The following is a 23,433-nucleotide window of genomic DNA, read 5'->3' on the forward strand; positions in this document are numbered from 1 at the left end:
CCCGTGCAAAAAAAGATATTCGAAGCAAAACGGGGCAGGGCTTATGACATATTTTTTGGTGCCGATAATCGCTGAATTTCGTGAGTAAAATACTGGAATCGACCGTTTCTGCAAGAAAATGAATTGATTTTATAAACTGTATCTATTATAATTACACTAATCTCCTAAAAGGGGAATCAAAGATGAATAGTCAGTTTACCATTGCGGTTCATTGTCTGATTGTACTCGCAAGAAATCCCGAGCAAGTCTGGAATAGTGAGTCACTGTCACGGAAAGTGCATACGCATCCGGCCCGAATTCGCAAGATCATGAGTGTTCTGCGTAAGAGCGGCTTTGTCGAAACGAAGGAAGGTCTGGGCGGCGGCTATCGGATCTGCTGTGATCCCGGCACATGCACACTGGCACGAATCTATCAATCTATAGCCTGCGAGGCGCTGAAGCTCAGCTGGTGCTCGGCAGGTTGCGAGGACGATCCGGAATTCGATCGCATTCGCTCAGCGGTAGACTTTGCCTTTACCGGAGCCGAACGCGGACTCGAAGAATATCTGGAACAATGGTCGATCGCCTCACTGATGAAGCGAACGACTGGCTCTGTTGCACCAATCTCAGAAGACATGCATAACACATAAACTAAAACAGGATCGGTGGTGAAGGTTAATGCAACATGAAACGATTTGGAAAAAAGGCGAATGGGTCAAAGGCAGAACGGTCAATGGCGAACTCATGCACGGTTTTGTCGTCGACTACAACCACGAAGACGGCACCGTCAAAATTAATGTTGTTGCGTGTGACCGCGAATCAACGGTGGGTAAAGTCATCGAAACACTCAGCTACCTAATCAAACCGTTCCCGGTGTCGCCGCTTGGCGGTCAGGAACTGCGCAGCATGACCGATCTCGCACTGATCACATCAGACCGCGACTGGTTCATGGATCTGACTGAACAACTTTCGGACCGTACCGGCAAAACCACCGGTGACGACCAAGAACAAGACAGCTCATGGTACTGGTCGGCGCAGCGTTAAATCAATCGCATAGAAAAGTAAACAAAGGTGCCTTCGGGTGCCTTTTTTCTGTTTTGGGCAAATGAGGCTGAGTTTGCGGTTTTGTAAGACTTCAAACGAATGCGCTGAAAAAATTAGTATGGTATGAAAAAAGAGCAGAACATCACCTGAATACAGATGTCTTCCCCCTTTCATTTGCTGCATTGCAAGAATCGATGACTTTTTCAGTGACCGCATTCGCGGGCCGGGCAGACTCCCCTCGTTCCTCTTTTACAAACCGTTTTTTTCGTCAATACTTGCGTGAGTAAATTTCTTTTCTTAGCTGGAAAGATGTGAGAAAATGGTAGAACAAAAGGGGGTCGGACATTTTGATTCATTCATTGAAGGATACGGTTCAATTGAATAATGGCTTGGAGATGCCGGGTTTCGGACTTGGCGTCTGGAAAGTCAAGGATGGTGAAGAAGTCATTCACTCGGTTCGCTCTGCACTGAATGCGGGCTACACGATGATCGATACAGCGGCCATCTACCGCAACGAGGCGGGTGTCGGCGAGGCGCTGCGCCAATCGGGTGTGAAGCGCGAGGATGTATTTATCACCACCAAGGTATGGAATGCCGACCAAGGCTACGACGCGACGCTGAAAGCATTCGAGACCAGCACGAAAAAGCTCGGGATCGAGACGGTTGACCTGTACCTGATCCACTGGCCGACCGCCGGCAAGTACAAGGAAACATGGCGGGCGATGGAAAAGTTGTACAAAGACGGCCGCGTGCGTGCGATCGGCGTTTGCAACTTCCATATTCATCATCTTAAAGATCTGATGGAAGGCGCCGAAATCAAACCGGCCGTGAATCAGATCGAACTGCACCCGCTGCTTTCCCAAGTTCCGCTGCGCAACTACTGCTACAAAGAAGGAATTGCGGTTGAAGCCTACTCGCCGCTCGGCAGTGGCGGACTGATCAATCATCCGCTCCTAAGCGAGATCGGGAAGAAGTACGGTAAAACCGCTGCACAAGTCATGCTGCGCTGGGATGTTGACAGCGAGATCATCACAATTCCGCGCTCAACGAAAGAGGCACATATCATCAGCAATGCCGACATTTTCGATTTTGAACTTTCTCCGGAAGACATTGAACAGATCGATGCATTAAATGAAGACAAGCGTTTCGGCGCCGATCCGGACAACTTCAATTTCTAAACGATAGAACCTGCTGCATGCATGAAGAGCCTGACGGAATCAAGGATTTCGTCAGACTCTTTTTCTGAGTGAAAAAATAAATGAACCAGACAGGGAGTTTTTTAATGACCACACAAGAAGTCAAACGCGGCCCGATTACTGTGGCGCTCATCATCGGCGCGTTTGTCGCAATTTTAAATGAAACGCTGCTGAACATCGCACTTTCCGATTTGATTACCTACTTTCACGTAAACGAAACCACCGTTCAATGGCTGACCACGGCTTATCTACTCGTGATTGGCATCCTGATGCCGGTGACTGCACTCTTGACCGGCTGGTTCACCACGCGCCAGATGTTTCTCGGGGCGATGACCTTGTTCCTGTTCGGCACCGCGATCTGCGGCTTTGCCCCGACGTTTTCACTGCTGCTCGTCGGCCGCATGATTCAAGCCGCCGGATCCGGACTTATTTTACCGGTCATGATGAACACGATTCTGTTTATCTATCCGCCGGAAAAGCGTGGCGGTGCCATGGGATTGATTGGACTGGTCATCATGTTTGCCCCGGCACTCGGACCGACCGTCTCAGGCTTGATCATCGCGTCACTGTCCTGGCGCTGGCTGTTTTACCTCGTGCTGCCGCTGGCGCTGTTCTCGATTCTGTTCGCGGCGCGTTATCTGACGAACGTTTCGGAAGTGACTAAGCCTAAGGTAGACATTCTGTCGGTGATTTTGTCTACGGCTGGCTTCGGCGGGATTGTCTTCGGTGCCGGAACCGGCGCTGAAGGCGGTGCGCTCGGGATCACAGTCGTGGCGATCGGATTTGTCAGCATCGTTCTGTTTGTCTGGCGCCAGCTCGCAATCAACAATCCAATTCTTGATTTTCGCGCCTTCAAATACCCAATGTATACATTGTCAACGTTAATCATGATTATGGTGATGATGACGTTGTTCGCAACGATGATTCTGCTGCCGCTCTATTTGCAGCGGGCGTTGCTTCTGTCCTCGTTCGCCGCAGGGCTGGTTCTGCTTCCCGGCGGACTGATCAACGGTTTGCTGTCACCGGTGATGGGCAAACTGTTCGATAAATTCGGCCCGCGCCGGCTCGTCATTCCCGGGCTGCTGATCATGTGCGTCGTCGTCTTGCTCATGACGCGATTGACCGTTTCTGAAAGCATGCTCTATGTCATTATTTTGTACGCTGCGCTCTTGATCGGCATGTCGATGGTGCTGATGCCCGTTTCAACGACCGGCCTGAACCAGCTACCGAAACCGATGTACCCACACGGCACAGCGATCATGAACACGCTGCAACAAGTCGCAGGCGGGATCGGCACCGCGCTGTTCGTCGGCATCATGGCCGCCGGACAGAAGGCCTATCTCGCAACCGCCGCCGATCCGAAAGCACCGGCCGAACTGCTGCATGCCATGGTTGCCGGCATGAGCCGCGCTTTCTTTGTCGCCCTGATGATCGGGATTGTCTCGCTCGTGCTCGCCTTTTTCCTGAGACGATCAATCGCGCCCGGCGAACAGCAGCCGCACGGTGATGCTTGATTGAGACGCACGCCGGTTTTTAGGCACATCGTTAATGGTTTGAGCGGATGCGTTACGAGTTCGGAGGTCGTTGTTCCGATTTTCACGCGCGTCATTACAATTGGAAATCCAATCGTTTAATCGATCAACACTTGCGCATACTAAGTTCATCTTTGACTTCAACGAGGTGACTTAAATGACTGCATTTTCGATGGAACATCTCAGCACTTTATACATCATTCTCTTACTTGAGGTCGGTCTGATTCTATTCAGACAGGCCTCTTTTGCGCGCAGCAAACTTCGTTTTTGGCTCGCCGCCATCTTAATCCTTGGCGAGACCGGCTACCAGATCGGCACCGTGCTTGTCGGAAAATGGACGCTGCGCAATTCACTGCCGCTCGAAGTCAGCGATCTGTCGGCCTTGCTCACCGCAATCGCGCTGCTGACCCGAAAACGCCCACTCGCCGCGATCCTGTATTTTGTCGGCATCTCGAGCGCACTTCAAGCATTGCTCACGCCGGACTTGAACGCATCCTTCCCGGATCTGCGCTACATTCAGTTTTTCGCCACACACGGCGCGACCGTCCTTGGCTGCACCTACCTGATCGCAGTCGCCGGCATCCGTCCGACTTACCGAGCGCTCTGGTTTGCTGCCGCCTGGTTGAATGCGTACGCCGTGCTCATGTTCATTGTCAATCGGCTGCTTAACGCGAATTACATGTACCTGATGCACAAACCGAAACTGTCCGCGCTGAACTTGTTCGGACCGTGGCCGTGGTATCTAATCTGGGCAGAGCTCGCGATGCTGATCGAATTTCATCTGCTTTACTTGATCAGCAGGAAGTTTGCCGGGCGACGTCGAAAATAATAACCATTCGATGAAAAGGAAGCTGCCTCGTGATTAGCAAAAAGTTAACCCCGCCACTGCGCCTGCTTGCAGACCAAGCGCTGCTCAACCATCTGCCGATCGTTCACCCGGCACGTCGCAGAATTGAGGATGACCTTGGCAACTATCGCAGCGGATTCATCGGCCAGCAGAACCTCGCGTATTTCCTCGACCTAAGTGATCTCGGCAAAAAAGCACGCATTTTTAACGATCTTCATCCCGAAGGATTCCAGATGGACACACTGATCCTCACCCCCACATTCATTTCAATTATCGAATGCAAAAATTATTCCGGTACCCTTATTTTTAACAGTGAGAACGGACAGATAATCCGCTGCATCGGTGACCGGCGCGACGGATTCGCAAATCCGCTGCTTCAAGTCGGACGTCATCGCAAGCTGCTCAAGCGATGGCTCGCCGCCTGCGGCAATCCACCGCTGCCAATCGAAGCTGACGTAGTCATCGCCAGCCCGAGCACGATCATCGAAAATCAGGCACGATCACGCCGCGTCCAGAACCACGTCTTCCGCGCCGAACAAGCGCCGCATAAGCTCCGGGCAATGATGGAAAAGCACACCCGCGACCGCGACTACAGCCTGATCCTACAAAAAATTGAAGAACAATTGCGCCAAGACCACACCGATCCCTTCACCGACGTCCTAGAAAAATTATCCATTTATCCTTCCGAACTGTTGCGCGGCGTCCAATGCCCGAGCTGTCACCGATTCACCATGCAGTGCATCTACGCCGGCTGGCATTGCCCAAGCTGCAACGGCAAATCCAAGACTGCCCACGAACCCATGATTCTTGACTACTTCCTGCTGCTCGGCCGAACCATGAGCAACGCCCAATGTCGCGCATTTTTAAAGATCGAATCAAGCATGACCATGTCCAATCTACTAAGAAAAATGAACTTAGAAAAAGCAGGATCCGGAACTGGCAGCGGAATCTACTATAAAGCACCGCCACTCGAACGCATCGCACAACACGTTGAACTCTATAAAAGAACGATACCAAGACGAAGCACTCGCTAGACCCAATCAAAGAAGTTAAAGCGAAACCCCGAAGTTAAAGCGAAATGCCAAAAAGTTAAAGCGAAACCCTCAAAAGTTAAAGCAAAATCCGAAAGCGAAACCCATCTGGTCAAAAATTCAAAGTCAGATGGAATTTTCCTCAAGAAAATTCCCCCATCCTCCATGGTTCACCTAAAATAAAAATGCCCGAATCAAATCAGCGCGCCCCAAAGTAGAACTTGGGACGCGCTCACCATATTTGATACCGCTTTCATGAACTGCCCCAGACTCATTTGCCTTTTCACAAACTACCGCAGACTCATTAATCGTTTTCATGAACTGCCGCAGACTCATTTATCACTTTCACGAACTACCGCAGGCTCATTCATCGTTCTCGGCAATACATTTCGATTCAGCTGATTTTTTCTCTTCTTATTTGAGATTTTCCCTCATTAGAAAAAGAACGCGCTTGTGCGTGTGTTCCCTGCGATGCACTCCGCTTAGTTTTCCCTGTGAACCCTTGTCCCTATTGACTTTTTGGCATATAACCGGAATTCGTTTAATAAGATGTTACAAACTCACATACGGGGTTTCGAGGTGAGCGCGGCGGGCTTGGAACGAGCATGATGCGTTACTTGAGTTCCGTTTCTCCAAAGATTGTCTCATTTCGCATCTTTAGAATACAGGAGGCGAGTGGTGTGCACGATTACATCAAAGAGCGTACGATCAAGATTGGAAAGCATATCGTGGAGACAAAGAAGACGGTTCGAGTCATCGCCAAGGAATTTGGCGTTTCGAAAAGTACCGTACACAAAGACCTAACGGAGCGGCTGCCCAGTATTAATCCGGAACTTGCCAACGCAGTCAAAAATGTACTCGACTATCACAAGTCAATCCGCCATCTTCGAGGAGGGGAAGCGACGCGTCTGAAGTATCAAAGAGATACGGAAGAAAAAGCGGTTCAGCACTGAGGCCATCAGAAGCGCGCGAACATAATCGACGCATTCGTTTATTTTTCGACATACTCCCTGTTTTGTTTGAATTTATGATAAAATGGAATAATGATTGATAAATATTCCGGCAGAACGGCGAATATTTATGCGACAGGGAGGATTAAGCGTGTTTTCAAGAGATATCGGAATTGATCTCGGAACAGCCAATGTACTGATCTACGTAAAAGGACAGGGCGTCGTACTGAATGAACCTTCAGTTATCGCAATGGATACAGACACAAAGCAAGTGCTCGCAGTCGGTGAGGAAGCAAGACGGATGGTTGGTCGTACGCCGGGAAATATCATCGCCACACGGCCGCTACGTGATGGAGTTATTGCAGACTTTGAAGTAACCGAACTCATGCTCACGCACTTCATTGATAAAATAAATGTAAAAGGCTTCTTAAAAAAGCCAAGAATCCTAATCTGTACACCGACACATATTACATCGGTGGAACAAAAGGCGATTCGCCAGGCAGCAGAACGAAGCGGTGGAAAGCAAGTTTATTTGGAAGAAGAACCTAAGGTCGCCGCAGTTGGCGCCGGCATGGATATTTTTCAGCCAAGCGGCAACATGGTCATTGACATTGGCGGCGGGACAACCGACATCGCCGTACTTTCAATGGGCAACATTGTCACCTCTCAGTCGATCAAATTGGCAGGCGATACCTTCGATCGCGAAATTTTAAGCTTCATTAAAAAGAAGTACAAATTGTTGATTGGTGAACGCACGGCCGAACAAATCAAGATTACCGTCGGCACGGTTTACAAGAATTCGCGTGATGAAAGCATGGACATCCGCGGACGCGATATGGTCACAGGGCTGCCGAAAACACTGACGGTGCACTCCAACGAAATTGAAGCAGCCCTGTCGGATTCGGTAAATGTGATCGTTAGTTCGGCAAAAGCCGTACTCGAACAAACACCGCCGGAACTCTCCGCAGACATCATTGACCGCGGCGTGATCATGACCGGCGGTGGTGCGCAGCTGCACGGAATCGATCAATTGCTTGCAAGCCAATTGAAAGTACCGGTTGTTGTCGCAGACAATCCGATGACCTGCGTCGTTGAAGGCGCCGGCAAAATGCTGGAACATCTGGATAAACTGCCGAAGCGCAAAGCAAATTAACTGCTCTGCGCTTTCGTGTAGCCCAAGATGCGGACAAGCCCATCGAAAAAGGTACGGCACCCGCTGCACCGGGCTACGAAAAGTCGGATTCGAAAACTAAAACGGGGCAGGTGAATGATCGTGATTCGAGGCATCTACACTTCAGCAGCCGGAATGATTGCGCAGCAAAGACGGCAGCAAACATTATCGAACAACTTGAACAATCTTGACACCCCGGGCTATAAAAGTGATCGAAGCAGCTTGAGGACCTTTCCGGAGCAGTTGATCGAGCGGCTCGGCGGGGACAATGAAACCAACCGTGAAGTGGGTTCACTGGCAACCGGCGTCTATCAGGACGAGATGAACCCGGACTTTACACAAGGAACGGTGACGGAAACCGGAAAAGCGACCGATGTGGCACTGATCACATCAAGCCTACCCGTCAATCCGCAGACCGGCGCGCAGGAAGGTGCCCTGCTGTTCAATGTGCGCACAACCGGCGGCGATCTGCGCTACACGCGTAACGGGCACTTTACCTTGAGCCCGGAAGGTTATCTGACCGACAGCTCCGGAAATCAAGTGCTCAGTTCCGCCGGACAACCGATCCAGCTACCGTCCGATGATTTTCAAGTTGCAGCCGACGGAACGATTCAAGCCGGCGGCAATAACTACGGACAAATTGGCGTCAGCTATGCGGCCGATACCAATCAGCTGGTCAAGGAAGGCGCCGGGCTGTTCCGCAGCACGAACGGCAACTTGCCGCAAGCCGAAGCGAACGTTCAGATCAACTATAATGTGAATCAAGGATTCATTGAAGGGTCGAATGTACAGGCCGATCAGACCGTAACAGACATGATGGAAGCCTACCGATCCTTTGAAGCAAACCAGAAAGTGCTGCAAATCATTGACGGTACACTGGATAAAGCGGTCAATCAAATTGGCCGCGTGAACTAATCGATAAAGGCGGGTGAGTCGCGTGCAGCAGCAAATGATGGCTTCAGGGGTCTCGCTGGGACAGATCCAGCAGCAACTGGATACCGTGGCCAATAATATGGCGAATGTCGGAACAAACGGATACAAAAGCCGCGATGCCAAATTTGTCGATCTTCTTTTTCAGCAAATCGACAATTTGAATCCGGCCGATCAGGACCAAACCGATACGGCAAATCGACTGACGCCGAACGGCATTCGCAGCGGTTCCGGCGTTAAGGTCGGCGACACATCGCTGGATTTGTCCGCAGGAGCGATTAAAGAAACCGGCAATCCGCTTGACCTTGCTTTAACGGACGCGCACCAATTCTTTACCGTTGACGGAGGCGGCGCAACCGCCTACACACGTGACGGTGCCTTTAACACTCAGCCCGATCCAGGCAATGCGAACCAGCTGCGGCTTCTGACGAAAAGCGGCGCGGCTGTGCTTGACGCAGGCGGTCGGCCCATGACGATCCCAGCCCATTACCGGGACATTCGGATCAATCAAGCCGGACAAATCAATGTCACCTTGAACAACGGCACAACCGTTAATGCCGGCCAACTAGGCATCGTAACGATTAACCGCCCGCAGCTTCTCGAGAGCAGCGGCAATAACCAATACGCCCTGCCGAATTTGGCGACGCTTGGCATTGGCCTCAACCAAGTTGTTCAGCCGGCCGCAGGCAGTGTTACCCAAGGCAGCTTGGAAAATTCCAATGTTGATCTGACCAAAGAAATGGCCGATCTCATTAATTTGCAGCACAACTACCAGCTGAACGCGCGATCCGTGACCATCGGCGACCAGATGGCCGGATTGGTCAACGGTCTGCTGCGCTAAGCGAGGAATTAAGCATGGAACCAAATGAAAAGCTACATAATAAAAATAAAACCAATCCACCGGAAACGAGAAAAGCTGCCCGGCATCAGCGCAAGGCTGCACAAAAAGCAGAACGCAAAACGGAGAAGAAACGTCCGACTGAAGAACAAAAGCCGCTGTATAATCCGTTTTTCGCTTATAAAAAGCGCCGTTTCCCAATTTGGCAGCGCTTGATTGCTTTGATTTCACTTTGCTGCATTGCTCTGGTTGTCGGAGCAATGCTCGGTTACGGCGGGCTCGGGCACCGCAACCCGTTCGCCGTTTTCAATCCGGACACGTGGCAGCATATTTTTGATTTCTTCCGAACCGATTGAGCGAAAGGGGGAGAGGCGCAGCTGCGCCATCCTATGCTAACCATTGATGAGATAAAAAAGATTTTGCCACACCGTTATCCATTCCTGCTCGTTGACAAAGTGCTCGAAGTCGAAGACGGGAAGAAAGCGGTCGGTATTAAAAACGTAACCGTAAACGAACCATTCTTCCAAGGCCATTTTCCTGATTATCCGGTCATGCCCGGCGTCCTCATCGTTGAAGCACTCGCACAAGTCAGCGGCATCGCCGTCCTCAGCAAAGGCAAACAAGAAAACATGCTGACCCTGTACGCCGGAATCGACAAGTGCCGCTTCAAGCGCCAAGTACGGCCCGGAGACCAACTCAAACTGGAAGCAGAAATCCTCCGATTCCGCAGCGGATTCGCCAAAGCCAAAGGCACCGCCAGCGTCGACGGCGAAATCGCCTGCGAAGCAGAAATGATGTTCGCACTCAAAGCAGCAGAATAAAAAAAGATCGCAGAGCACACATCTGCGATCTTTTTAATCGAAGAAGAATCGGTACAGAGAAAGCCCGAGAAGTTAAAGCAAAATCCCGAGAAGTTAAAGCGAAATCCGCGAGAGTTAAAGCGAAACTCATCTCAGTACTATAAGCATGAGATTAGAAGATAGCCAAAAATCGAGGAAGTATGATAAAGAATAACAAACAATAAGGGGGAATCATCCATGACACAACTCTCCGACACCGGATTTCATTTCGGCAATCCGGCAGCACCGATCAAATTGACCGTGTTCACCAACTTGGCTTGCCCACATTGCGCTGCGTTTTTCACGAACAACGACCTGACTCCGTACTTTGAGAACAAACAGCTTGAACTCGTACTGAAATTCTTCGACAAGCCAAAAATCGGCCTGCTCAAAGGTAACCTCATTCATCTGTTTCTGGATTACAACGATCAAGCGAAAACCAATCCGATCATTCTGGAACTGTTCAAAGATCAGCCTGAATGGAAGAAATTATCCGATGACGAACTGAAAAATTACCTTAAAGAAAAATACGGATTCGAAGCACATCCGGAAAATACAGATTACAGCTTGACGATTGCCAAAGAAGCGATCGACTTCAATGCAACTTCGGTACCGACCGCGTTGATCAGCATCAATGGAGAAGCACCAAAAAAAATCAATCAAGACGAATTGAAAAAGACCCTTGAATCTGTTCCCGCAAACTAAAAGAATGAAAATGAAGGCCGAGCGACTGAGCTCGGCCTTTCCATTTATAGGGAGTGAAGCAACTCGGGGATCCGAGTTGCAGCCGAAAAAAGACCCTTTAAAAGTAGAACCGAAACCCTCCCCTCACCAAGTGATAGTGCCTTCACAAAAATCAAAAACGAATTCCGATCATAATCCGCTCCCCATTCCTAAAATAAAATCCATCTGATCAGAACATATTAATAAATAGGTCATTTTGAACGCGCAGTCATTCCAGCAGTCATTCCATCAGTACGGGCCTAAATTCTGGCATCGGCATTTTTTTATGATCAGTGCCATCATGCCTTTCATTTTGGCTGCCGATCGTCCGGCGTTTTTTCACGCTTGTTTAGTGTGTATTGGTCTTAATTCGCGGATTGGTCCGTCGGCATTTTTCGCGATCGGAGAGGCATTTAATCGGGTTTCTTGACGCGCTAGGGTAAACTTTTTTAGAAGGTTGTGGGTGAATGATTCAATCGGAAAGAATCTCGGTCTTTCAATTCTATCTGCCGATTTTTGTGGGGATCATTACGACCGGTGTGTTGACGATGCCACTGGTTCTTTACCAAGCTGCGGAGCAGAATCTGTGGCTGCCGCTGATTGTCGGTTCACTCAGTGGTTATGTGGCAGTGGCGGTTGTGTCCTATCTTTATCATTGTTATCCGCAGCAGACCATTATTGAAATTTTGCAGCAGCGGATGGGGCGCGTTATCGGCACTGGCTGCGCGCTTCTTTTGATCCTGTGCTTGGTACTTCAAGGGGTGTATATCACACGCGAGTACCAAATGTACTTGTCGATCAACTTTTATTTGTACATGCCGCCTTTCATTCTGATCGGTTTACTGCTGGCCGTTGTTTTGTATGCGATTCGCCAGGGCATCGAAGTCTTGGTGCGCTGCGCGGTACTCTTTGCGCCGCTCATTCTTGGGATTCATCTGCTGATCTGTATTTTGATCATTCCTGAGCTTTCGCCGTACCGGCTGCTGCCGCTGCTTGATCACGGCTTACTCGCTCCGCTGCAGGGCACGCTGGCCCCGATTGTTTGGTTCAGTCAATTCATCTGGTGTGCGTTTTACATGCCGGCTGTAGATGTGCCGGCGAAAAAGATGTTCGTCAGTGGCTGTTGGTTTGTTTTGGCGACCACAGTCGCGCTCTTGATCATTTTTGCGGTGGTGATCTCTTTTCTCGGTGATGCAACAGTGCAATATCTCTATCCGTTCGATATGGTGGAACGCTACGTGCAAATTACCGGGATTTTGGAACGCAGTTCGGTGCTTTTTATGATTGTCTGGCTGCTCGGCATTTTTGTGAAAGTTGCCAGTCTGCTCTTCATTCTGAATCTGGCAGTCGCGCAAACGGGCCGCGGGATGAGGTACCGGAAAACCTCAATACCAGTCACGGTCGTCTTTTTTCTCATCGTGCTGGCTTTATTTCCGACAAACGAAAGTCTGCAGCATGAGGGACGATTGGTTTTATACCTGTGCAGTGTGGCCGGCAATCTTGTGATTCCGCTGCTACTCGTCATTTTTCTGCTCATTTTCCGGAAAGCGAAAGGTAAAACACGTATGCAATCGTAACGCAAGGGAGGGATTGTGCATGTTCCAATGGATGCGCAAGATGCGAAAACAGCGCAGGAAGCCTTGGCAAGAGGTACTGGTCGATGAAGAAGGAACGAAAAAAGTGAGTGCCAGTGTGAAAAAAAATAAACAGATCCTTGAACACGCATATCACGCATGCGCCGATCTGATCATTCGTTCGTTTGCAACGAAAAATAGCGTGGAAAACAATATGCTGATCGCTTATCTCGGCGGGACAGCCAACGTCGAGGAAATCAACGAACATGTCATGAAGGGGCTTCAATCGAGCAATCGGCCGCTTGATGGACTTAAAGCGCTGGAACAATCGGTAGCGATCACCGATACGAAGAAAATTCACACGTTCAATGATGTGTTCATAAATATCGCTGATGGCAAACCGGTCCTGTTTGCCGAGGGCATCAATACGGCACTGTCCCTAGGCATGAGCAAATGGGCGACACGTGCTGTTGAAGATACCCAGACCGAGCCGGTGATTCGCGGTGCAAAGGAAGGCTTTGTCGAATCGATGCAAGTTAACGTCACCCTGCTGCGCAAGCGTATCCGTACCCCACGTCTGAAATTGAAAACACTGGTCATCGGTGATTACTCGCGCACTCAGGTCGCCTTACTCTACATCGACGGACTTTGCGATCCCGAGCTGCTGAAAGAAGTCAAGAAACGAATCAACGGCATCCATATTGACGGCGTCTGGGACGGCGGCATGGTGCAAGAACAAATTCAAGACAATCAGCGCAGCGTGTTTCCGCAAATCCTGACGACCGAACGACCGGATGTCGTCTGCGCGTCACTTCTTGACGGGAAGTGCAGCCTGATCTTTGAGGGCAGTCCGAACACCTTGATTCTGCCGACAACCTTTTTCGCTTTTATGCAATCACCGGAGGACTATTATGTTGGCTACATGATCAGCAGTCTATTACGTATGCTCCGTTTTGGTTTCCTACTGATCGCGCTGCTCGCGCCGGCGTTTTATATCGCGATCGTCACCTTCCATCAAGAGATGATTCCGACAACGTTGATTATGGCGATGACCTCAATGCGCGAACAAGTGCCGTTTCCTGCGCTTGTTGAGGCCCTGGTTATGGAAATCACCTTCGAAGGGCTGCGTGAAGCCGGCGTCCGCCTGCCGCGCCAAGTGGGGCAGGCGATCAGCATTGTCGGTGCCCTCGTGATCGGGCAAGCGGCGATCCAAGCCAGCCTCGTCTCGCCGGCGATGGTGATTATTGTTTCGATCACGGCAATCGCCTCGTTCATGATTCCGCATTACGAACTATCGATCTCCGTGCGCATTCTCCGTTTTCCACTTATGATCATTGCCGGTGTGTTTGGTTTGATTGGCGTGGTCCTGTCCGTGATTGCCATCATTGTTCATCTGGCCTCATTACGCTCATTCGGGCTTCCTTATCTTGAACCACTCGCGCCGTTTAAGAAACACGGAGCAGGTGACAGCATCATCCGTAGGCGCTTGCAGCATCAGACCATTCGGCCACACTTGACCGGAAAGACCTGGAATAAATACCGCAGATGGAAGGAGTGATTCCGGTGAAAAAAATAATGCTGTTCATCATGACCATCAGTTTGTTTGCACTGCCGTTAAACGGATGCAGGGACAGTAATGAACTCGAGGACCTGGCACTCGTCATGGGTATTGGTGTCGATCTGACAGAAGATGAGCACCCGCTTGTTTCACTGCAGGTCTTTTTACCTCAGGGCAGCGGACAAAGTGGCGGCAGCCAAAGTCAATCCAAAGGCGCTGGCGGCGCTAATCAGTCGTTTATTGCCACGGAAAGCGGTCAGTCGATCGGCGATGCCGTAAATAAAATCGCTAAACGCATGTCACGGCGTGTGTATCTCTCGCATAATGCGGTCCTGATCATCAGCGAGCGGATGGCCAATCACCGCCTGCGCGAGGTGATCGACTACTGCCAACGCACACAAGAAATCCGTCAGCGCACCCTTCTTTTTGTCACCCGCGAAGACATGCCGAAAATCTTGAACTACGAATCCGTTCTCGAAAAGACCTCGTCCATTTCCCTTTTAAAAGAAGAAGAGAAGCACTTGAATCTGATCACGACCATCCGTGACGTCAGTCTGATGAAAACAGGACCAAACAAACCGATCGCGATTCCGGTGATCAAGTTACGCCGAGATTCCTATGATCCGCGTGAACAAGTGACGAAGATTATCGGATCCGCACTTTTTACGGATGAACAAATGGTGGGGATGATGAACTCAGAACGCACCTTGGGTATTTTAATGATGAACGGCGACTTTAGAAACAACACATTTACCTTCAAACCAAAGGGCAGAAAAGGCAAACTCTCCGTGAATGTTCAAGACATTCGCATCCGAGCCGTCCCGACCATCGATCGAGGAAGCTGGGAGCTCTCGATCCATCTGAGCGGCAAAGGGATGCTGCAGGAGAACACAACCACACTGAATCCGATGAATCCGGTCGATTGCCGGCAAATTGAAAAACAAACGGCAAAGTACCTAGCATCGATGATCGGAAAAGGCTTCAAACAAAGCCAATGCGTTGGCAGCGATGTCTACATGACGTACGAAGTGTTCGAGCGCAGCTATCCGCATGAATGCCAACGCGCCCGAGCGCATTGGGCGACCGTATATCCGAACATTCATCTCTCGGTCCATCCGCAGATTCAACTGATGCATTCCGGAGCGAGCAACAGCTGACCCTAAGGAAACATCGAACAAGGACACTTTATGCAGAAAAACAAAAAATATTGTCAGAATATCTGACAAATCTATTTCCCAAATCCTAAATTCCAGATAGAATAAGAACGTACTTTTTATTTTTCTTTGTTCAAAAAAGAAACACAGTTCCACTCAGTGGAACAAAAGAACGCACATTTTAGACAAACACATTTTGGGGTGAAGGGTGAGAAACGAATGACAGAGACAACCAGCAAGTTGCAAGAAAAGGAAAAGGTGGGCCATTATCAACACCAGACGCTTTGGGCATCGATCGTCGGCTATGCGATGGACGGTCTGGATATGATGATTCTTTCCTTTGTTCTGCCATTAATTATTGCGTATTACAGTTTGAACCCCGCGCAGGCGGGAAGTATTTCAACCATTACAATGCTCGGGGTTGTGGTCGGCGGTTATTTGTTCGGGATCCTCGCCGACAGCTACGGACGTGTGCGCGTGTTTACATGGACGATCCTCATTTTCTCCGTGTTTACCGGTCTTTGCGCGTTTGCACCGAATTTTGAAACGTTTAACATCTTCCGCTTTCTCTCCGGACTTGGGCTCGGCGGAGAATTCGGAATCGGGATGACCCTGGTAACAGAGACATGGCCGAAGAAACTGCGCACACGCGCAACCTCCTATGTCGCGCTTGGCTATCAGGGCGGGACGATTCTCGCCACATTGATGGCCGCATTCATTGCGCCGCATTTCGGCTGGAAAGGCGTATTCCTTGTCGGCGTCGTTCCCGCACTGCTTGCTTGGTGGTCGCGCCGCAATTTGAAAGAACCGGAAATCTGGCTGAAGTCAAAGGGTGAAAAGAAATCATCCATTTCGATTGTTGAACTGTTCAAGGGCTGGCGCATTACCGGAACAACGCTCGGCTTGATTATCATTTGCAGCGTGCAGAACTTCGGCTATTTCGGCATCATGAACTGGATGCCGACCATGCTTGCTCAACAGCACCACTACACGATTAACGGAACCGTAGTTTGGACCATTTCCACCGTTGTCGGCATGGTGCTGGGCATCATTGTTTTCGCTTGGCTTGCCGATACATGGGGACGCAAACCGGCCTACATGACGTTCCAAATCTGCGCCGCGCTGATCGTCTGGATTTATTTCCAAATTGGCAATCCAACGTTACTGGTTGCACTTGGATCGGTACTCGGGTTCTTCGTTAACGGTATGATGGGCGGTTACGGCGCGCTGCTTGCCGAGCATTATGCGACAAGCGCCCGCTCCACAGCGGAAAATATTATTTTCAACACCGGACGCTTTTTTGGGAGTTTCGGGCCGCTGATCATTGGATTCATGGCACTCAATCACTCGCTTAGTGCGGCGCTCGGTACGATTTCCGTTGTTTATATCCTGGCCGCCGTATCGATGTTCCTGCTTGTCCCGGAAACAAAGGGTAAGGACCTTGCTTAATAAAGGACGTGATGACCATCGAATGGATGGACCGCTTTGTTAAATTAATGGATCAAATCAGCGACTGTCCGGCCGGCGGTATCGGCATTACCGAACTTTCCAAACAAACGCTGCTCAGCAAAGGGAGCTTGCACCGCATGCTGCAGAACATGTGCGGCTATCACTTGGTGGTTCAGAGCGCGGAAACAAAGAAATATATGCTGGGACCTAAAGCAATGAGTTGGGGCAGTACGTTTTTGCAAAACCGTGATCCGGTTGGGCTGTTGGCGCAGTATTGCAAGCAGGTTGGCGATGAAACCGGCCTCTATGCCTTCATTTGCCGCTACCAGGCCAATGAAGTGTTCTGCACGCATACCCATCAACCGCTAAGCACCGGCGCGAACTTCTTTGTCCATGTCGGACAACGCATGCCGCTAAATGCGGCGGCTGCCGCGCAGATTATTCTCGCGTATCAGCCCGATGAAGTCATTGACGGGATGTTGGAGAAAGAAGCGCTCCACCCGTACACGCCGTATACATTGACGGATCCGGATCAGCTGCGCCGCAAGATTGAGCAAGCGCGGCAAACCGGCGAAGCCTACTGCAAGCAAGAACTAGAGCTTGGCACGTCAGCACTATCCGTACCGATTTTTCATTGCAAAAATCAAGCGCTGATCAGCATGAGCCTTGTCGGCAAGCAGCATTATTTTGACGAAAATAAGGATCAAATAAGCAAAGCCTTGCATCAAGCCGCAGACCAAGCCAGTGATCATCTGAGCGCGATGCAGGCACTGAGCTCACTTTTTTAATAGGTAAAGACAGTGTGTGATTTTGCCCCGCCAATAGACCAGTGTCTAGACCAAGAATCAAAGCGGAGGTGTTCTGGCGCCTGCGGGATCGCGCCTTGTTGATGCGTGAGCGAGACCCCGCAAATTCCTGCCTGTCTGAGGGGGCTTTCTGGAGGCACGCGGTCGTGCCCTGTTGATGCGAGCAGCTGAAGCGTTGTTCAAGCATATAGTTGATGAATGATGATGGAACAGCGCCCACGCGTAACAACGCACGGCAATCGAGATCACAGACTTTCTAAAAAACAACAAAATGAGCAAAGTGCCGGATGTTTGAGCGATTCGTCTCGCAGAACACCGGTACTTTTCCTTCACAAGATAGAGACAGATTCTAAAAGCAACACGTAAGGATGGCGATGGCGAATGGTTGACACGCAGCGAGTGAAACAAACAATGCGCGTGCTTGCACAGATTGGAAGAACAGACCGCGGGATGATGCGGCTCGCTTACAGCAAAGCAGAAGAACAGGCGACAAATGTTTTGATCGAACAGTGCCAAGCGGCAGGATTAGCGGTGCGCGTCGATTCAGTCGGCAATGTGATCGCCCGCAGACAAGGCCGACGTCCGGAACTTCCGGCAATTGGGATCGGCTCGCATCTGGATACGGTCTATGAAGGCGGGACTTACGACGGCACACTCGGCGTACTGGCCGCACTGGAAGTCATGCGCGACCTGAATGCGCGCGGAATCGAAACGATGCGCCCGATCGAGCTGTTTTCCTTTGCCTGCGAGGAGTCGGCGCGATTCGGCTTCTCGCAAATCGGCAGCAAAGCGCTTGCCAGCCTCATTGAGCAAAAGGACATTGCCGCGCTCACCGATAAAGAAGGGACGCCGATTCAAACGGTTTTTGCCAAGCGCGGCCTTGACTTCAGCAAGCTCGAGGAGGCACGGCTGCCAAGAAATAGATTGGCAGCTTTTCTGGAACTGCATATTGAGCAAGGACCAATGCTTGAGGCGAAAAATCGGTCGATCGGCGTGGTGAGCGGCATCGCGGCACCGACGCGTTTCAGCATTTGCGTCAAAGGCCATGCGGCTCATTCCGGTTCAACACCGATGAATCAACGCCATGATGCGTTGATCGGTGCCGCTGAAATCACCTTGGAGCTGGAAAAAGAGGCACGCCGTGAGATGGCGCATGGTACGGTGGCCACCGTCGGCGATATTGAAATTGCACCGGGGGCGATGAACGTCGTACCGGGCGAGACCCATATCAAGGTCGATATCCGCAGCATTTCCCGCGCGTCGAAAGCCCGTGTCGTTCAATTCCTGTATGAGCTCATGGAGCATCTGCGCCAAACGCGACGGCTGGAAATTACCTGCAGGATGCTGAGTGATGAAACGCCGGTGCAGATGGATGAAGCCCTGATCGAAACGGTTGAGTCGGTCTGCCGCAGCAAGAACATTGCGTCGATGCGGATGCCAAGCGGGGCCGGGCACGACACGATGAACATGGCCGCGCTCTGCCCGGTTGGCATGATTTTCGTTCCCTCAACCGGCGGCATCAGTCATCATCCCGACGAACACACCAACTTAAGCGACATTATCACCGGCATTGACGTGCTCGAATCGGCCGTGCTCGAATGCGCCGGCAATGCCGCTGAGCAGAAAGCAGGTGCAGCAAAAGACCAATGAAACTCTTTAATGCGAAAATTATTGCCAACCATCCGATCAATGCCCGCTACTGGCATATGATCCTCGATGCGTCGATGCTGGATGAACACGTCGCACCCGGTCAATTCTTTCATCTTCAATGCGGCGATGCGCAGCAGAATCCGCTGCGCCGTCCGCTCAGCGTCTTCCATTATCATCAAGCATCGGCGACTTTGGAATTTCTCTATCTTGTAAAAGGAATCGGGACGCAGCAGATGACCCAGCGCCGCCCCGGCGACTACATGAACTTGATTGGCCCGCTCGGACGTGGGTTCACGCTTCCGGAACAAGGTGCGCTGCTGCTGATCGCCCGCGGTGTCGGTGTCGCCACCTTGCATGCGCTGGCACGCGAGGCACGCGCGCAAAACAAAACCGTTTACGTTTTGCTCAGCGCGCGAACAGCAAACGATCTACTGACAGCCGGCGCCTTGGAGGAAATCGGTGCCGTCGTCCACACTGTGACCGATCAGGAGGGCACAAGCGACTTGGAACAGGTGCGGCCGCTTTTGGAGCAGTTAATCCATGCCGAGAAAATCGGTGCGCTGTACAGCTGCGGCTCGCGCCGGTTGAGCAAGCTGGCTCAAGACTTGGCGGAAAAGTATCACTTGAAAGGAGAGCTTGCAATCGAAGCGCACATGGCTTGCGGCATCGGCGACTGCTACGCCTGCGCGTGCACGATCCGCAGCCAGGGACAGTTGAAAACGGCCCGCGTCTGCAGCGACGGACCGGTCTTTCCAATCGAACAGGTGGTGATCCAATGAGCGATCTGTCCGTGTCCATCGGAAAATTGATGTTGAAAAATCCGATCATGCCCGCTTCCGGTACGTTCGGCGCAGAGCTCACGCCGCTGCTTGATATCAATCGCCTCGGAGCGCTTGTACCGAAAAGTGTCACCGTCTCTGCCCGTGACGGGAACCCATCGCCGCGGGTTTGCGAAACCAGCGCAAGCATGATCAACTCGATCGGCATTCAAAGCAAAGGAATTGACGACTACGTGACCCGTCTTTTGCCGGAGTACCGCAAATTCAGCCCGCCGCTGATCGCCAGCATTTCCGGGGAAACGATTCAAGAATATGAAACTTTAGCGGCCCGGCTGGATGCGCAGCCGGACGTTGCAGCACTTGAGCTCAACATCTCTTGCCCAAACTTGCGCACGAACGGACAAGCATTCGGCATGAGTGCTGAAGCAACCGCTCAGCTTGTGCGCACCGTTCGCGCAGTAACCGATAAAACGGTGATCGTAAAATTAACGCCCAATGTGACCCGGATCCAAGACATCGCCCAAGCCGCAGAACATGCCGGAGCCGATGCGCTGACCGTGGCCAATACCTTTCTGGCAATGGCGATCGATAGCGAAACGCGCAAACCACGCATCGGCAACCTTATGGGCGGCCTGTCCGGGGCAGCGGTCAAACCGCTTGTCGTCCGCCTGATTTATCAAGTCCATCAAGCGACCCGTCTGCCGATTATTGGCAGCGGCGGCGTCATGAACGGACAAGACGCGATCGAGATGATCCTCGCCGGCGCATCCGCCGTGCAGGTCGGCACCGCAACGTTTCTCCAACCGAACGCCATGACCACAATCATCGACGACATCGACGATTATTTGAACCGTCATCAGATTGAGCATCTGACCGATCTCATCGGGCAGGTAGATCTCAGTTAACGACCGTCGCACCTAAAAAAGGCAGCCCGCAATCGCATAGGCGAAACATGGCACGCAGTCAAGCCGCACTGAAACGGGCTCAAATTGCAGCGAATTGCCCGCTGTTGATGCGAGCAAGCCAAACACGCACAATGCGCCGTGCCAAAACGGTGGTCGCTCAATTTCTGTGAATCAACAACAAACACTTTTGCCATCGTACCGTAAAATCCCGTATAATTTAAGCAGACATATAGACGGAGACGAAATCATGCACTGGGATCATCTCATCAAAAACGGAACCATCGCCACACCAAGCGAAACGTATCAAGCCAATCTCTATATAAAAGAAGGAAAAATTTCCGCGATCTCCAAAACGGCGCTTGAAGGAACGGCCGAACAGGAAACCGACGCGCGCGGCCAATACATACTGCCCGGGCTGATCGACGTCCATGTTCATTCGCGTGATCCGGGGCCAACCTACAAAGAGGATTTCTTCACCTCAACCCAAGCGGCGGCTGCCGGAGGGATCACCACGATCTTCGACATGCCGAACACGACACCGCCGACACGCGATGCCGCCAGCTACCAAGCACAGGTGGCCAACCTGACGCCGAAAGCCCATGTCGACTTCGGACTTTGGGGCATCGCGCTCGGACCGATGAACAACGCCGGCTTGCCAGAACTCCATGACGCCGGCGTGATCGGCATCAAGTATTTCTGGGGCTACGCGGTCAACAAGAACACGTTCCAGCTCACCTATAACTACGAACCGGGCATGACCGACGTGCTGCCGCCGCTGTCCGACGGCGAGGTCTACGAAATTTTCCAAAATGTTGCCAAGACCGGCAATGTTCTCGCCATTCATGGCGAAGACAGCAGCTTGATCCAAACCTTGACCGAGCAGGTGAAAAAGAGCGGACGCGACGATTATGAAGCGCTGCTCGATGGACGCCCGAACCTAGCCGAAGAAGTCACCGTGCAAATGGGCACGGCCTTCTCACGCGCATCCGGCGCCAAGCTGCATGTGCTCCATGTGACCACTGCCGAGGCAGCAGACGCGATTCGCCGCGCACAAGCCCAAGGCGCGCCGGTCAGCGCTGAAACCTGCCCGCATTACCTGTTCCTCAGCAACGAGGACTACCCAACCGTCGGCGCAGTAATGAAAATCTACCCGCCGGTTAAATACAAAAGAGACCAACAAGCGCTGTGGCAGGCAATCAATGACGGCACGATCACGATCATTTCATCCGACCATGCGCCGCATACAGCCGAAGAAAAATCCGGCAGCCTCTGGAAAATACCGGCCGGCATGCCGGGCACCGAAACGATGGCACCACTGATGCTGAACGCCGTTAACGAAGGCCGGCTCAGCCTGCAAAAACTGACGGCACTGATGTCGGAAAACCCGGCCAAACGCTTCGGTATTTACCCGCGGAAAGGCTCGCTCGAAGTCGGCACCGACGCCGACATCACGATCGTCGACCTAAACAAGGAAACAACGATCAAAGCCGCAAACCTACACAGCAAAAGCAAAGTAACCGCCTATGACGGCTGGCGCGTCAAAGGCATCCCGGTGCAAACCATCGTCCGCGGCGAAACAATCATGAAAAACGGCGAAATCATCCACAAACCGATGGGCCGAGTTATAAAACCTGGTAATTAAAAGAGAACACTGGTAAAGGGAAAAGGGCTCGCTAAATGAGCCCTTTTCCCTTTTTCATCGTTAATGCAGTTTGCTGCGTCTATTTGGTGTCGATACAAGCCCGAGTTATCGTTACGACTTTTCGCGTTATCGTTACAACTTTCTGCAGTATCGTTACGATTTTTGCGACTAACGTTACAACTTCTCCTGGAATCGTTACAATCTCATACCGCCTGCAACGATTCAATGAGTCACGATCCAAAGCTTTTCGAGCATTGCCAATTTCCAATGCGCTAAGGCTGAAGTTGCGTACCGCCTCTTTGGTTAATTGAGGGGCGGACGAACTAATGCCGAGGATGTTGGTCAGGAATGAGCCGGGATGACCGAAGTATCCAAGTCAATCATCGGGAAGTAGTGGTTCTTGCCGCAGACCGGATCCGCGTCAACCGCGTGGATCGGTGTGGTTACAAAACCGAAAGCTATGAAATGAATCTCGTCATCCGGTGTTGTGTTTAACAAGTCGCCGATGGTTGAAAAAATAGCAATGTGATGCGAGTCCGTCATTTTGACCATTTCGCAGATGCCGGGAACGATGGCAACACGTCATTCCGATTGATCTGGAAGGAAAAGGCACGTTCCAGTTCACAGACAGTTTTCAGAACCAAGGCGGCTATATCCTTCGTTCGAAGAAAGCTGATAAATGTGTGACGCAGCACGATGAAGGAATGGAACAGAAACAACCAGGAAAAAGCTCGTTTCTCCTGAGACTTTTGCCTGTTTTTATTTATCTTGAAGTGATCAAAATTCGGTTAAAGTGAGAAAATATCTCAAAACATGTGTTTAATAGCTACCTAGTG

Annotated in this window: 23 protein-coding genes; 22 read left to right on the forward strand and 1 reads right to left on the reverse strand. The window is 51.2% G+C overall.

What is annotated here, in order from left to right; translation table 11 throughout:
- Nucleotides 1–182 precede the first annotated feature (182 nt).
- The 22 genes from SIN01_RS09105 to allB all read left to right on the forward strand — a co-directional run bounded on the left by SIN01_RS09105 (nt 183) and on the right by allB (nt 22,597).
- Nucleotides 183–629 carry an Rrf2 family transcriptional regulator gene (locus tag SIN01_RS09105; protein WP_010023362.1) on the forward strand — a complete coding sequence of 149 codons (447 nt, stop codon included), beginning with the start codon at nt 183–185 and terminating at the stop codon, nt 627–629.
- 28 nt (nt 630–657) lie between these two features.
- A complete protein-coding gene (locus SIN01_RS09110) occupies nt 658–1,023 on the forward strand; it encodes a hypothetical protein (protein WP_010023361.1) in 366 nt (121 codons plus the stop codon).
- A 350-nt stretch (nt 1,024–1,373) separates the two neighbouring features.
- A complete protein-coding gene (locus SIN01_RS09115; RefSeq protein WP_039744399.1) occupies nt 1,374–2,201 on the forward strand; it encodes an aldo/keto reductase in 828 nt (275 codons plus the stop codon).
- Between the two features lie 104 nt (nt 2,202–2,305).
- Nucleotides 2,306–3,733 carry an MDR family MFS transporter gene (locus SIN01_RS09120; protein ID WP_010023358.1) on the forward strand — a complete coding sequence of 476 codons (1,428 nt, stop codon included), beginning with the start codon at nt 2,306–2,308 and terminating at the stop codon, nt 3,731–3,733.
- Between the two features lie 175 nt (nt 3,734–3,908).
- A complete protein-coding gene (locus tag SIN01_RS09125; protein ID WP_010023356.1) occupies nt 3,909–4,580 on the forward strand; it encodes a YwaF family protein in 672 nt (223 codons plus the stop codon).
- A gap of 29 nt (nt 4,581–4,609) precedes the next feature.
- Nucleotides 4,610–5,632, forward strand: coding sequence for a nuclease-related domain-containing protein (locus SIN01_RS09130; protein WP_010023355.1), 1,023 nt, complete (start codon nt 4,610–4,612; stop codon nt 5,630–5,632).
- A 677-nt stretch (nt 5,633–6,309) separates the two neighbouring features.
- Entirely contained in the window at nt 6,310–6,582 is a 273-nt protein-coding gene (spoIIID, locus tag SIN01_RS09135) for a sporulation transcriptional regulator SpoIIID (RefSeq protein WP_010027158.1), read from the forward strand.
- 148 nt (nt 6,583–6,730) lie between these two features.
- A complete protein-coding gene (locus tag SIN01_RS09140; protein WP_010027160.1) occupies nt 6,731–7,732 on the forward strand; it encodes a rod shape-determining protein in 1,002 nt (333 codons plus the stop codon).
- Between the two features lie 120 nt (nt 7,733–7,852).
- Nucleotides 7,853–8,665: a flagellar hook-basal body protein gene (locus SIN01_RS09145; RefSeq protein WP_029548331.1), complete on the forward strand. Its 813-nt coding sequence runs from the start codon at nt 7,853–7,855 to the stop codon at nt 8,663–8,665.
- 22 nt (nt 8,666–8,687) lie between these two features.
- Complete coding sequence (locus tag SIN01_RS09150) at nt 8,688–9,521, forward strand: flagellar hook-basal body protein (protein WP_010027162.1); 834 nt, start codon at nt 8,688–8,690, stop codon at nt 9,519–9,521.
- 14 nt (nt 9,522–9,535) lie between these two features.
- On the forward strand, nt 9,536–9,874 hold the full coding sequence (locus SIN01_RS09155; RefSeq protein WP_010027163.1) for a DNA-directed RNA polymerase subunit beta: 339 nt from the start codon (nt 9,536–9,538) through the stop codon (nt 9,872–9,874).
- Between the two features lie 33 nt (nt 9,875–9,907).
- The gene (gene fabZ, locus SIN01_RS09160; RefSeq protein WP_010027164.1) at nt 9,908–10,339 is read left to right on the forward strand and encodes a 3-hydroxyacyl-ACP dehydratase FabZ; all 432 of its coding nucleotides are present in this window, start codon (nt 9,908–9,910) and stop codon (nt 10,337–10,339) included.
- Between the two features lie 216 nt (nt 10,340–10,555).
- Nucleotides 10,556–11,062: a thioredoxin domain-containing protein gene (locus SIN01_RS09165; RefSeq protein WP_010027134.1), complete on the forward strand. Its 507-nt coding sequence runs from the start codon at nt 10,556–10,558 to the stop codon at nt 11,060–11,062.
- Nucleotides 11,063–11,547: 485 nt separating this feature from the next.
- Nucleotides 11,548–12,657 (forward strand): GerAB/ArcD/ProY family transporter, encoded by a 1,110-nt coding sequence (locus tag SIN01_RS09170; protein WP_010027133.1) that lies wholly within the window; start codon nt 11,548–11,550, stop codon nt 12,655–12,657.
- A 19-nt stretch (nt 12,658–12,676) separates the two neighbouring features.
- Nucleotides 12,677–14,212: a spore germination protein gene (locus SIN01_RS09175; protein WP_010027132.1), complete on the forward strand. Its 1,536-nt coding sequence runs from the start codon at nt 12,677–12,679 to the stop codon at nt 14,210–14,212.
- 5 nt (nt 14,213–14,217) lie between these two features.
- The gene (locus SIN01_RS09180) at nt 14,218–15,369 is read left to right on the forward strand and encodes a Ger(x)C family spore germination protein (RefSeq protein WP_170215005.1); all 1,152 of its coding nucleotides are present in this window, start codon (nt 14,218–14,220) and stop codon (nt 15,367–15,369) included.
- A gap of 216 nt (nt 15,370–15,585) precedes the next feature.
- Nucleotides 15,586–16,815 (forward strand): MFS transporter, encoded by a 1,230-nt coding sequence (locus SIN01_RS09185; protein ID WP_010027130.1) that lies wholly within the window; start codon nt 15,586–15,588, stop codon nt 16,813–16,815.
- A gap of 11 nt (nt 16,816–16,826) precedes the next feature.
- Nucleotides 16,827–17,603 carry an IclR family transcriptional regulator gene (locus SIN01_RS09190; RefSeq protein WP_010027128.1) on the forward strand — a complete coding sequence of 259 codons (777 nt, stop codon included), beginning with the start codon at nt 16,827–16,829 and terminating at the stop codon, nt 17,601–17,603.
- 399 nt (nt 17,604–18,002) lie between these two features.
- Nucleotides 18,003–19,271 (forward strand): Zn-dependent hydrolase, encoded by a 1,269-nt coding sequence (locus tag SIN01_RS09195; protein WP_047034736.1) that lies wholly within the window; start codon nt 18,003–18,005, stop codon nt 19,269–19,271.
- Nucleotides 19,268–20,050 carry a dihydroorotate dehydrogenase electron transfer subunit gene (locus SIN01_RS09200; RefSeq protein ID WP_047034735.1) on the forward strand — a complete coding sequence of 261 codons (783 nt, stop codon included), beginning with the start codon at nt 19,268–19,270 and terminating at the stop codon, nt 20,048–20,050. Before SIN01_RS09195 ends, SIN01_RS09200 begins: the two co-directional genes overlap by 4 nt.
- Nucleotides 20,047–20,955: a dihydroorotate dehydrogenase gene (locus SIN01_RS09205; RefSeq protein ID WP_047034734.1), complete on the forward strand. Its 909-nt coding sequence runs from the start codon at nt 20,047–20,049 to the stop codon at nt 20,953–20,955. The genes SIN01_RS09200 and SIN01_RS09205 overlap by 4 nt, the downstream gene beginning before the upstream one ends.
- A gap of 247 nt (nt 20,956–21,202) precedes the next feature.
- On the forward strand, nt 21,203–22,597 hold the full coding sequence (allB, locus tag SIN01_RS09210) for an allantoinase AllB (protein ID WP_010026593.1): 1,395 nt from the start codon (nt 21,203–21,205) through the stop codon (nt 22,595–22,597).
- 342 nt (nt 22,598–22,939) lie between these two features.
- Here allB and SIN01_RS09215 read toward each other — a convergent pair whose 3' ends face one another.
- Nucleotides 22,940–23,149 (reverse strand): hypothetical protein, encoded by a 210-nt coding sequence (locus SIN01_RS09215; RefSeq protein WP_141306040.1) that lies wholly within the window; start codon nt 23,147–23,149, stop codon nt 22,940–22,942.
- Nucleotides 23,150–23,433: the final 284 nt, after the last annotated feature.

It is taken from the genome of Sporolactobacillus inulinus (assembly GCF_006539285.1).
Taxonomy (GTDB): domain Bacteria; phylum Bacillota; class Bacilli; order Bacillales; family Sporolactobacillaceae; genus Sporolactobacillus; species Sporolactobacillus inulinus.